The sequence below is a fragment of the Microcoleus sp. D3_18_C2 genome (genome assembly GCF_036702395.1).
GTDB lineage: Bacteria > Cyanobacteriota > Cyanobacteriia > Cyanobacteriales > Microcoleaceae > Microcoleus.
On the sequence record NZ_JAUBTG010000102.1, the window covers coordinates 1 to 9284 of the forward strand.

General features: G+C 43.5%; 11 protein-coding genes. 5 read left to right on the top strand and 6 right to left on the bottom strand.

Annotated features, from left to right (window positions below; all coding sequences use genetic code 11):
- Nucleotides 1-53: 53 nt before the first annotated feature.
- Entirely contained in the window at nt 54-266 is a 213-nt protein-coding gene (locus tag QUA88_RS28620; protein WP_333275103.1) for a helix-turn-helix transcriptional regulator, read from the bottom strand.
- Between the two features lie 171 nt (nt 267-437).
- On the opposite strand from QUA88_RS28620, the gene QUA88_RS28625 reads away from it, so the two are divergent.
- Complete coding sequence (locus QUA88_RS28625) at nt 438-1442, top strand: site-specific DNA-methyltransferase (RefSeq protein WP_333055627.1); 1005 nt, start codon at nt 438-440, stop codon at nt 1440-1442.
- Between the two features lie 101 nt (nt 1443-1543).
- Here the strand turns inward: QUA88_RS28625 and QUA88_RS28630 are convergent, their stop codons facing one another.
- Nucleotides 1544-2353, bottom strand: a complete 810-nt coding sequence (locus tag QUA88_RS28630; RefSeq protein WP_333210721.1) for an SAM-dependent chlorinase/fluorinase — start codon at nt 2351-2353, stop codon at nt 1544-1546.
- Nucleotides 2354-2371: 18 nt separating this feature from the next.
- On the opposite strand from QUA88_RS28630, the gene QUA88_RS28635 reads away from it, so the two are divergent.
- Entirely contained in the window at nt 2372-3220 is an 849-nt protein-coding gene (locus QUA88_RS28635; protein ID WP_333055629.1) for a DUF3598 family protein, read from the top strand.
- A 200-nt stretch (nt 3221-3420) separates the two neighbouring features.
- On the opposite strand, the gene QUA88_RS28640 is transcribed toward QUA88_RS28635, so the two are convergent.
- The 3 genes from QUA88_RS28640 to QUA88_RS28650 form a co-directional block, all read right to left on the bottom strand.
- Nucleotides 3421-4098 (bottom strand): GIY-YIG nuclease family protein, encoded by a 678-nt coding sequence (locus tag QUA88_RS28640; protein WP_333055630.1) that lies wholly within the window; start codon nt 4096-4098, stop codon nt 3421-3423.
- 142 nt (nt 4099-4240) lie between these two features.
- Nucleotides 4241-5104, bottom strand: coding sequence for an aldo/keto reductase (locus QUA88_RS28645; protein WP_333055631.1), 864 nt, complete (start codon nt 5102-5104; stop codon nt 4241-4243).
- A gap of 224 nt (nt 5105-5328) precedes the next feature.
- Nucleotides 5329-6111 (bottom strand): ABC transporter permease, encoded by a 783-nt coding sequence (locus QUA88_RS28650; protein ID WP_333055671.1) that lies wholly within the window; start codon nt 6109-6111, stop codon nt 5329-5331.
- 459 nt (nt 6112-6570) lie between these two features.
- Between QUA88_RS28650 and QUA88_RS28655 the strand changes: the two genes are divergently transcribed.
- The gene (locus QUA88_RS28655; RefSeq protein WP_333055632.1) at nt 6571-7644 is read left to right on the top strand and encodes a radical SAM protein; all 1074 of its coding nucleotides are present in this window, start codon (nt 6571-6573) and stop codon (nt 7642-7644) included.
- Between the two features lie 470 nt (nt 7645-8114).
- On the opposite strand, the gene QUA88_RS28660 is transcribed toward QUA88_RS28655, so the two are convergent.
- Nucleotides 8115-8447: a hypothetical protein gene (locus QUA88_RS28660; protein ID WP_333055633.1), complete on the bottom strand. Its 333-nt coding sequence runs from the start codon at nt 8445-8447 to the stop codon at nt 8115-8117.
- 89 nt (nt 8448-8536) lie between these two features.
- Here QUA88_RS28660 and QUA88_RS28665 point away from each other — a divergent pair, with 89 nt between their 5' ends.
- Complete coding sequence (locus tag QUA88_RS28665) at nt 8537-8731, top strand: hypothetical protein (protein ID WP_333055634.1); 195 nt, start codon at nt 8537-8539, stop codon at nt 8729-8731.
- Nucleotides 8716-9048 carry a type II toxin-antitoxin system PemK/MazF family toxin gene (locus tag QUA88_RS28670; protein WP_333055635.1) on the top strand — a complete coding sequence of 111 codons (333 nt, stop codon included), beginning with the start codon at nt 8716-8718 and terminating at the stop codon, nt 9046-9048. The genes QUA88_RS28665 and QUA88_RS28670 overlap by 16 nt, the downstream gene beginning before the upstream one ends.
- Nucleotides 9049-9284 lie beyond the last annotated feature (236 nt).

Here is a 9284-nt window from a genome sequence, read left to right on the forward strand (position 1 = left end):
TTTGCCCAAAAATAGCTCAAAACCTCTGCCCTAGTATTTTTGGGTATTTATACTCATTGCAAAAGTGACACGCTCCCTACATCGAGCGCTTCAGCTAGAGCGAAAATAACTTCAAAGGATGGCGATCTTTCACCGCGTTCCAATAAGCTGATATAGTCAGTAGTCTTGTCTATGAGTTCTGCTAACTCGTCCTGTGTCATCCTTTTTTCTCTGCGTAACTGACTTACCTTGGCCGCAAATTGTTGTCTGGCTTCTTTGTAATTCATACCCCTCACAATTCATAAAAACGAACTGAAAGTTCGTTTTTTGAATGGTACGAAGAATTTACACACAAAACAACGTACTGAAAGTACGGATTTAGTAAGACTGAGAGTACGGATTTTGATATAATGACAGTAGGCTGTGTCTGTTGTACCTTAAACTAATCTAAATTAAGCATGAGTAACATTTTGCCCGCCCCAATTTACACCACCCAATACGGTCAATCTTATTTGGGAGATTCTCTTCATCTCCTGAATAGTCTTGCTAGCAATTCTGTAGATTTGGTGATTACATCCCCTCCTTTTGCATTGCAACGCCAAAAGAGTTATGGAAATGAAGATCAAGATTTATATGTTGATTGGCTGCTGGGCTTTGCTCCTGAAATTAAAAGAGTTCTTAAGGATACTGGAAGTTTTGTTATAGACCTTGGAGGTGCTTATCAGAAAGGAATACCTGTACGGTCGCTGTATAATTACCGGGTACTTATTAGATTATGTGACGAATATGAATTTAAACTTGCTCAGGAATTTTTCTGGTTTAATCCTTCAAAACTTCCATCTCCTATAGAGTGGGTGAATAAAAAGAAAATCCGGGCAAAAGATTCTGTGAATACTGTTTGGTGGCTTTCCAAAACCAATCAACCTCAAGCGAATATTACTAAAGTCAAAGTAGAGTATTCTGAGAGAATGAAAAAACTTTTGAAAAATGCTGATGAATTTTACACGCCCAAAGAACGTCCTTCCGGTCACAATATTAGCGATCGATTTTCCAAAGATAATGGAGGTGCTATTCCATCTAATTTGCTAGAAATTTCTAATTCGGAAAGTAATTCTCAATACTTGCGTTGGTGCAAAGAGTTTAATGTTAAGGCGCATCCGGCACGTTTTCCCCAAAGATTACCGTCATTTTTTATAAATTTTCTTACTGAACCGGGAGACTTGGTAGTAGATATTTTTTCGGGTTCTAATACTACGGGTTATGCAGCAGAACAATTATCAAGAAACTGGATAAGCTGTGAAAAAGAAAAACAATATGTTGCTGCATCAATATTTAGATTTTTGCCTCAAGAATCTTTTGGGGAAGCGGATACAATATACAACCAATTGTTAACTGAGGAAGCATCAGGAGTGATTTTACCTCAAAATAGGCTCCTTTTTGAAGTTAATAATTATTGTTGTTAATTTGGCTAAATAGTCAAATTCTTATTCAGATATTAAACAGTATATTGAAATCGCTTCTACACGAACCAATTTCCAGCAGAGAGAAACTGAAAAAGATGGTTTTAATTGTTTGTGTCAAAAAGCAATTGCACGATCGCTCCGCATTCCAATTTTAATACTGATTGAGCGCTGCCGCCATTAACGGCAATTTCTACCCAACCGTCAGAACCAGTTATGGCAATTAAATCGCCCGGTTCGCTGTCGCTGTAGGTTTTACCGCTGGGGATGCGAATTGCATCAGAACTATTGCTAATTGTCAATGACCAATTGTTACCTATAATGCAATTATTCGGGATATTAGTAATTAGGTTGCCGAAGCGATCGACATATTGAATGCAGCCTTCTATACCTGTGGCTGTAACGGCACAATTTGGTATCTCTAACTGCACTAAACTCGCAGGGTCGAGATCCTCTCCCAAGTCTTCCAAAGCCACCCCGTTGGCCAAGTGAGCGCCCGCTGCTGCAAAAATATCGCGACCGTGAAAAGTGCTGCTGGGTTGAGGCGATCGCCAGTATTTGGGGTTGGTGAGCTCGACAGATGCGATCGCACTTTCCCGACTCAACACCCCGCTAAACAACCCGTTATCCGGCCCGACAAGCCAGCAATTAGCACATTTAATCGCAACCGGGCGTCTCTTGCTTCCCACACCCGGATCGACGACAGCAACGTGTACGGTTTCCGGCGGAAAATAAGCAAAAGCAGTCATCAAACAAAACCTCGCGGCCGCAATATTTTGAGATGGTATTTGGTGCGTAATGTCAATAACTTTGAGTTGGGGGTTAATTTGGGCGATCGTACCTTTCATCACTCCCACATAAACATCGCTTAATCCAAAATCCGTCAGTAGAGTTATAATTCTATTTTTAGACATATATCCAAAGGTAAGAATATGGTAGCGCAGTGGGAAAACTTTCTGCAAAACTTGGGAGAATGGCACGGTTCCTTCACTCAGCTATCAACGCGAGGAGAGGTACTTCAAGATACTCCTAGCATTATTTCTCTCGAAGGTTTCAATGACAACAAAAATGTGCGATTGAAACTCCGTCGGTTTTCCCCAAATCCCAGCGGTGTCGGCGAACCGGAAGTGAACGAACTTGTTCGAGAATATCAGGGTTTGGGACGGGATATCTTGTTTTTTGAGAATGGAGCTTTTTGTCAGGGAACTATTCAACTAGCGCCTTATTCTGAGTGCGGTGCCGAGTTTGGTTTTATCTACAATTATCGCCGGTTGCGCTTCGTTCAGCTCTACAATACCGACGGCTATTTATCAACACTTACCTTAATTCGGGAAAAGCAGCTTGATAAAAATGTCCCCGAACGTCCGCCTTTAACTGTTGAGGCTTTGCTGGGAGAGTGGCAGGGCGAGGCCGTGACAATGTATCCAGATTCGCGTTCTCCTGATTCCTATTCTACCAATTTACAATTGCATTTGGAAAGTGGCGATCGCCTAATTCAAAAAATTACTTTTGGCAGTAATGGTACTGTTATCAGTTCTAGCGCCAGCATTGACGGTTCTGTATTAAATTTTAACGAAGGTGCTTCGTCGGTGCAAGTTGTGCTGCTTCCTGACGGCGGTTCTTGCACTCTCCCTGTCAAGATTGAATCCAGAAAACCTATATTTTTCGAGGCTGGTTGGTTGGTAGAAACTGACTTGCGGTTTCGGATGATTCGCAGTTACGATGAGCGGGGTGAATGGGTAAGTTTGACTTTAGTTACTGAACGAAAAGTTAGTCATTAATTTTGTAGGGGCGGGTTCACCAACAATTTTTAATTCCCTCCCAAATATTAATAAACCCGGCCCCACCCAACCAATAAATTCTGATTGCGGAAAAGGTTTGTCGGTATCTCGGATGGGTGGGGCGGGTTGCTTAATTCTGCTATTTGATGATATAAACTTTGGCGAACCCGCCCCTACCAATCTGGGTATTTTCGCGAATGTTATTCGCCGGACTTTGTTTCCTGGGTTTGCGAGTGAATCACCGCACTCCAATCATCATTGTTAACAGCCGCTTCCAAATCCTTAGCCTGTTCGCCGTCATTTTTGGCTGCTGTTTCTAACTCTTTGGTAAGAGTGGAATCTGCCATTGCTTTCCGCAATTTCAGTTTCTTTTCCTCATAAGCTTTTTGTTCCTCAGCAGACATAGCAGCGCGCGCTGCTTGGCCTACCGTAGCCGCCCACATTTCGCTTTCAGCACCGTTTCCAGGTGGAAGGCTGCCAATTTCTGCTATCCAAGCATCCCGCAAACTTTCCATTTCTTCCCGCTTCGGGAATTTGAAAGTTTGCACGCGCAGGAAAGCGCAATTTTCGACGCCGTTTTGGGCGATGTGACCGTTGATTGAAAGCAGGATATTTCGCGAATAACCGATAAACTGAGTATTGCGGGAAATATCCATTACAGCGTAAACGCCGGCGACTTTCGCGTTAGTTGCCAAATCGCGCCACGTATCGATCGACATTACTTGCGTGCCGTCATTTTCTAATTCAGAAATAGCAGCGGCTGCGCTGTGTTCTGAGTCGGAACTGTATAAAAAGTTGTGCAGTCCTTCATGGGCGACAGGTACGTTTTGATGTTCAATTGCTACGTCTCGATCGGCATTCACTTGATTAGCTTCCATTAAATTCAATTCCTCAAAAAATGTCAACTTTACTCATTAAATCCCACTTTCAGGGGCGGGTTTTTCAACCCACCCCACAATTAAGTTCTCTTTGTGGAACAGGCATCTTGCCTGTTCTATTGTTTTTTTTGCCCTTACCTACTTAACTTACGGCAATTTGTTGCAATTCCTCGTCAGTCAATTTAACTTCGAGCGCCTGCACAGAGTCCTCAATACTCGATACTTTGGTCGCACCGGGAATCGGAACTATGCAGGGCGATTTTGCCATCAACCAAGCTAATACTATACAGTAAACAGAAACGTTTTTTTCTGCGGCTAATTTGGCGATCGCGGGCATATCTTGCAAGCTTGTGGCGCGGCGGCTTCCTCCTAAAGGACTCCAGGGAAAAAATGTCAGTTTTTCTGTTTCGCAATATTCCAGAACGCCGTCTGATTCGGGCTGTCTGTGCCAAGGATTATATTGATTCTGCACGGAGACAATTTCTACTGTATCGCGGGCACGTTTGATCTGCTCTACAGAAAAGTTGGAAACTCCAATAAATCGAATCATTCCTGCTTCTACTGCTTCTTTTGCAGGTGCTAGGGCTTCCTCGATGGTATAAGCGGGATCGGGTGAGTGATATTGCCAAAGGTCGATCGGTTCCTTGCCGCCCAATGCTTCAAAACTTTCGCGAATTGTCTTGCGTAAATGGTGGGGGTTGCCGTTCCGCGTCCAAGCACCTTGAGGCCGCATTAAGCCGCCTTTAGTGGCAACAGTAACGGCCCTAACATCTCCGCTATACTGTTCCAAAGCTTTGGCAATCAGGTGCTCGTTGTGGTGTTTGTCGGATTGATCTTGGCAGTAGGAATCTGCGGTGTCAATAAGGGTGACACCCAAATCGAGGGCGCGGTGGATTACCGCAATTGATTGATCTTCGGGCGGCCTGCCGCTTAAGGACATTGGCATACCTCCAAGACCGATCGCGCTGATAGTAAAATTACTGTTACCCAGTTTTTTTCTTTTCATTGGTTTCCCTTCGTTTGCGTGGTTTAGTTCCAGTTTACATTTCCAGGATAAGTTGAAATCTTACATTTATTTAACTATCTAAGTAAATAGAAACAAATATTTTTTAGATAAGCTGTTTTGCCTGGAAAATTTATATTTCAATTCCCTATTCCCCCGTGTCAAATCCTCTCCCTCTCAAACCTAATAGACACTCTAGATGTGCTGCTGCTTACCTACCAGCTTAACTAGCTGGAAGCGCTGGTGTAAAAGCGGAGTGCAAATTGCCAGAAGTAGCGGGAGAACAATAACAGCCCGATCGCCAATATTCCCGCCCCTGCGATCCAAACGATTTCACCTCTCCCCAGCATGGCTTCTGCTGGCACAGTCGTCAAGAAGGCAACGGGAACTACGAAAGTGAAGAAAAATCGATAAGCTGCAGGATAAGCAGCCATGGGAAATCTACCCGCTTCTAACAATCCTTCGAGAACTTCGGTAACATTGTAAATTTTCACAAACCAAATGCTGGTTGCCCCTAACATAAACCATATACTGTAAAGAGTAATAGTTCCGAAGAACAGCGGTATTGCTGTTAAAAAATAGTTGCCGATTGCTACTCCCAATTTGTTGGCAGCATACAGCAACAATACAGTGCCCAAGATTAAATCTGGGATTCCCCAAGGCGAAACTGTGTTTGCAGATAGCCAGAATTGGGAACTGATGGGTTTGAGGAGTACGAAATCGAGAGTACCTTGCTGGACTCGATCGACAATACGGCTGAGATTAGGTGCTAGAAACGTTGACGAAAACCCCTGCAAAATCGTGAAAATGCCTAGTACAACTAAGGCTTCTTCCCATTTCCACCCAGAAAACGTATAACCGGTACGGTAGAACAAAAATAGCCCAAACAAGCTGCCCGCAAGATTTCCGAGGCTGCTGATGGCCGCGAGGACAAAGTTGATTCGGTATTCTAGTTCCGCTGCGATCGCCGCACCCCAGAACAATTTCAGTACGTGCAAATATCGTCCCATGTTTGTCGCCATTTTTTGCCGGGTAAATACTTAAATTCCCATATTGTAAAGCTTGTGTGAAGTTAGCTGCTGTACAGGCTGCTCATTTGACTATAACAATAAATTATTGATACTGCTTACTTAAGTAGTTCTACTGAGAAAAAGTGTTAAGTTATTTAACCAATTTTAAACACAAATTACAATTATTAATCAAAGTCAATCTTAAGCTCATATACTTTGGCAATTTTTAAGCCAACTTCATTTTTTCACAGAAAATATCGACTTAGTGATTAAAAATACTAATATGTTACAAGCCTTAATATTATAAATATTTGACAAACATCTAGCCATACCCAAACGGAACACTTAGGATGGGGCATACGTACTCAAAAGGAATACGTAATCAGTAATGCGTAATTATACGCACAAAAAAGGGATCGAGGAATTGACCTAGCTAACAACACGTAAGGAAAAAAAGACATGGATGCTTTAACATTATCGAGACTGGGCGTCAAGCACACCAAGAGTGCAGTAGCCGAATCGCTGCGGATCAATACAGGATACGACGTGACAAGCCCAGTCACTTTTTACGGGATTGTCAACGAGCGCTGCAATGTAAAATGCCGGCAGTGCGAGTATTGGCGGCTCAAAGAATATAAAGACGAAATGACGATCGAAGAATGGCAAAATGCCCTCTTGAGCGTCAAAGAATTTGTGGGCGAATTTTCAATCAACTTTAGTGGCGGCGAACCTTATATTAAAAAAGGTTTTCTAGACTTGCTGGCCTTTGCGAATAAAAATGGCATTCACGCCGGCGTCACCACCAACGGCTATTGCATGACCAGGGAAAACGCAGCCAAAACTGTCGCTGCTCGTCCTTTTAATGTGAATATGTCAGTTGACGGGCCGAATGCAGAACTGCACGATTATTTGCGGGGTCAACCGGGATTGTTCGACAGACTTTCTAAAGGAATCGGTTATCTGCGCGAAGAACAAGAAAAACAGAACGTCCTGTTTCCGATCAACGTCAAACCGACAATGAACCGACTGAATTTCCGCCACCTCCCGGAAATAGTCACCTGGGCTCAGGGAATTGGGGCGACGACGGTGAACTTCCAACCGGTCAACCGCTGGACGCCAGAAACATACGAGGAATTGTGGATTGAAAAAGAAGACATGGAGGAATTTGCACAAGTAATCGAGCGGCTAATTGAAATGAAGAAGAACGGCGCTCCAATTATGAACAGCGATGAAGTGTTGCGATTGATGATTCCTCACTTTGCCGAAGAAAAAGCTCCTGATTCAACTCGTCCTTGTCGCGTTGGACTGCGAAATTACTGGATTGATACGCGCGGCGATGTGAAATTGTGCGATGAGTTTCCGGTGATTGGTAATGTGAAAAACGCCAGTGCCCGCGAGATTTGGTACGGCGAAAAAGCTCAAGAAGTCCGCCGCGATACTTTGAATTGCGGCAAGCTTTGTCTGATTACTTGTGTCTCACAAAAGACGATTTTGGACAAAGTGAAAATGGGGATGAAGTTATTAAAGAATTGAGGTTTGAGCAGTGTTAATATCGCTTGTACTCCTAGTAGCCGGGTTTGATCGGAAACCCGGTTTTTTGTTTGATGAATTGTCTTCCCGTTCGGTTGGGCTAAAGGACACCGCAATGCCGTTTCCTTACGAATACAATGTTTTGTATCAGTCGTAGGGTGCGTGATGGTGAAAAATCATTGTACCGCAGCCGTTTACTATTGACTGTCACGCACCGCTTTACCTGGGCAATATTTTCCTGACCAGTCGCAGGATTGTGGGGGATATTTTTTTCGCTAGCGGCAGGATAGTCAGTATCAGCAGGTCGAATATTAAACCGAAAAGCCAACTCCAGATAATCGTCGCGGTGAAGGGATGAAGCGGGAGGAAAAAAATCGGGTTGCCCTTTAATGGGTTTAGCTTTGATTAGGGGATAGCTGGCCCAAAAGATTTGTCCGCCGCCGATCGCAGTTTCGACAAAAAAGATGATATTCTCAAGTTGGGGAGATCGCTTTTTCTCTTTGTCTTCCTTCTTCCTGCCGATTTCTATTTGTTCTCGATCGCGATCTTTCTCTTCTTGTTACTTTTGCTTGTATAATTCTATTTGTTTGCGATCGCGCTGACCTTTCCATACCAAAAAGCGATCGCCTGCGCGTTGAGAAAAAGAGATAAAGTGCGATCGACATTTCTACGAAAGCTTCGATGGGATACTCAATAGCCGCCGCGCCGGTAATGAGGGCGATGCGGATGCGATCGGGTAGGTAAGCGAGGATGGATTGAGCGTCAGCCAGAATTGGGCGGGCTGCTTGCGGTTGTCCGTCGGTCATGAAGATTGGGAGCGATCGCAACTAAGCGCTGTTAATCTCAAGGATGCTATCATAGATTAACAGTTACTATGTCTTTATAGGTAAATGACATGAATGCTAAAGAATTGCTCCTTAAAGAAGTGGATAATATTCCAGAATTTATATTAGAAGAAGTTTGGGATTTTTTGCAATTCCTCAAAGCAAAGTATGATAAAGATAAGTTAGAAGCAAGCCTGCTCAGTGAATCTTCTTTGCAAAAAGACTGGTTAAAGTCAGAGGAGGATGAAGCATGGCAGAATTTGTAAAAGGTGATGTGATAGTTGTTCCTTTCCCATTTTCCGATTTAACACAAGCCAAGCGCCGACCGGCTTTAGTCATAGCAACTTTGGCAGGAGACGATCTAATTCTTTGTCAAATTACTAGCCAGAAAATCGCCGATCGCTATGCTATTACCCTTGAAAGTAGTGATTTTAGCGAGGGCGGACTTAACCAAACGAGCAACATTAGACCTAACCGCTTGTTTACCGCCGATCGAGAAATTATACTTGATAAAGCTGGTAAGCTTAAACCTGAGAAGTTGAACGAGGCGATCGCTAAGATAGTTGAAATTATTCACCAGTAATTCTTTTTTGTCAAGCGTTCTTCTGCTTCAAAATGCTGTTTGACTACATTGTGTTATGCGATCGCCTGCGCGTTGAGAAAAAGACATAAAGAACGATCGACCTTTCCAGACCAAAAATGCGATCGCACTCACACTCCCAAGCAAAGCTCGCCGCTCGCCGGGAGCGTGTCACTTTTGCAATGAGTATAAATACCCAAAAATACTAGGGCAGAGGTTTTGAGCTATTTTTGGGCAAA

Coding starts and splice junctions, on each gene's coding strand:
- QUA88_RS28655 (WP_333055632.1), top strand. CDS start 6,571: ATGGATGCTTTAACATTATCGAGACTGGGCGTCAAGCACACCAAGAGT.
- QUA88_RS28635 (WP_333055629.1), top strand. CDS start 2,372: ATGGTAGCGCAGTGGGAAAACTTTCTGCAAAACTTGGGAGAATGGCAC.
- QUA88_RS28670 (WP_333055635.1), top strand. CDS start 8,716: ATGGCAGAATTTGTAAAAGGTGATGTGATAGTTGTTCCTTTCCCATTT.
- QUA88_RS28630 (WP_333210721.1), bottom strand. CDS start 2,353: ATGTCTAAAAATAGAATTATAACTCTACTGACGGATTTTGGATTAAGC.
- QUA88_RS28620 (WP_333275103.1), bottom strand. CDS start 266: ATGAATTACAAAGAAGCCAGACAACAATTTGCGGCCAAGGTAAGTCAG.
- QUA88_RS28665 (WP_333055634.1), top strand. CDS start 8,537: ATGAATGCTAAAGAATTGCTCCTTAAAGAAGTGGATAATATTCCAGAA.
- QUA88_RS28625 (WP_333055627.1), top strand. CDS start 438: ATGAGTAACATTTTGCCCGCCCCAATTTACACCACCCAATACGGTCAA.
- QUA88_RS28660 (WP_333055633.1), bottom strand. CDS start 8,447: ATGACCGACGGACAACCGCAAGCAGCCCGCCCAATTCTGGCTGACGCT.
- QUA88_RS28640 (WP_333055630.1), bottom strand. CDS start 4,098: ATGGAAGCTAATCAAGTGAATGCCGATCGAGACGTAGCAATTGAACAT.
- QUA88_RS28650 (WP_333055671.1), bottom strand. CDS start 6,111: ATGGGACGATATTTGCACGTACTGAAATTGTTCTGGGGTGCGGCGATC.
- QUA88_RS28645 (WP_333055631.1), bottom strand. CDS start 5,104: ATGAAAAGAAAAAAACTGGGTAACAGTAATTTTACTATCAGCGCGATC.